Origin of the sequence: Bordetella petrii, assembly GCF_020991325.1 — a bacterium.
In the GTDB taxonomy this organism is placed as follows: domain Bacteria; phylum Pseudomonadota; class Gammaproteobacteria; order Burkholderiales; family Burkholderiaceae_B; genus Bordetella_A; species Bordetella_A petrii_E.
On the sequence record NZ_JAJMLX010000493.1, the window covers coordinates 1 to 1,345 of the forward strand.

A 1,345-nucleotide genomic window follows, 5' to 3' on the forward strand; every position below is an offset into this window, starting at 1 on the left:
CCTGGCGCAACTGCTCGCGCAGCGCCGCCAGTTCGGTGTCCGCCGGCACGGTCGGGGCGTGGGGCACCGCGCGCCACGCGGGCTGCTCGGCCTGCTGTTGCTGTATGTCTTCGGGAATGACCAGTACCACCGGCCCCGGCGTGCCACTGGTGGCAATGCGTATGGCCTTGAATGCGGCCTCGGCCAACTGGGCGGGGTCGGTGGGTTCGAACACCCATTTGGCGATATCGCCGAACATCTTCTGGCAGTCGATCTCCTGGAACGCCTCGCGGCGCAGGTCGCGCTTGGGAATCTGGCCCACCACCACGATCAGCGGCACGGCGTCCTGCTGGGCGGTGTGGATGGCGATGGCGGCATTGCTGACACCCGGGCCGCGGCTTACCATCACCACGCCAGGCCGGCCCGTCAGGCGTCCATCGGCCACGGCCATGTAGCCGGCGCCGCCTTCGTGGCGACACACCACGGTATCGATGTCGGGAAAATCGGCCAATGCGTCCAGAATGCCCAGGTAGCTTTCGCCGGGCACCAGGAAAACGCGGTCCATGCCATGGGCCTGGAATTGCTTGAGCAGGGCGTGCGCCGAGGTGTTTTTCATGCGTGGAATGTGATGCAGAGGTGGGCCGCTGGCGGCGGCGGGGCGGGGTTCCATGGCGCCATTCTGTTAGGCTGCGGCGTGTGCATCAATGATGCGGCGTCTATATCAGCTATGCGGGCCGGGCATGGGCGGCCCGCGCTTCTGTACCCGGAGGGCATGGTCCATGGACCTGAAACGCCTGGAGTATTTCCTGTCGGTGGCCGAGCACGGCAGTTTTTCGCGTGCCGCCAGTGTCATCGGTGTGGCCCAGCCCGCGCTGGGCCGGCAAGTGCAGCGCCTGGAAGAGGCCTGCGGCACCAGGCTGTTCTACCGCCACGGGCGCGGTGTTTCCCTGACTCGCGAGGGAGAAGTCTATGCCCAGCGTGTACGGCCGCTATTGCAGCAGTTGGCCGCGGCATCGGCCGACCTGGCCGAGGGCGCGGCGCCCCTGGCCGGCGTGGTCACCGTGGGCCTGACCCCGACGGTGATGTCCCTGATCGGCCTGCCGCTGCTGCAACGCATGCGCGCCATCGCGCCGGGGGTGAAGGTCAACTTCCTGACAGGCTATAGCGGCTATGTGCACGAATGGCTGGTCGACGGGCGCCTGGACGTGGCCATCTTGCACGACGCCCGCCGGTCCCGGCACATCGCCGTCGATTACCTGGCCAGCGCGCGCCTGTTCCTGGTGTCGCACCCGGAACGCGCCCGCGAGGCGCGCCTGCTGGGCCGTGCCAGCGTGCCCGTGAGCCGTCTGGCCGGGCTGCCGATGGC

Annotated in this window: 2 protein-coding genes; one reads left to right on the top strand and one right to left on the bottom strand. The window is 68.3% G+C overall.

The annotated features are described in order from the left end of the window. A partial coding sequence (locus LPZ50_RS24885) for a thiamine pyrophosphate-binding protein (RefSeq protein WP_268903642.1) occupies positions 1-595 on the bottom strand: 595 nt, incomplete at its 3' end. Between the two features lie 163 nt (positions 596-758). Here LPZ50_RS24885 and LPZ50_RS24890 point away from each other — a divergent pair. Then, positions 759-1,345, top strand: a 587-nt coding sequence (locus LPZ50_RS24890) for a LysR family transcriptional regulator (protein WP_230665501.1), incomplete at its 3' end; no start/stop codon positions are given.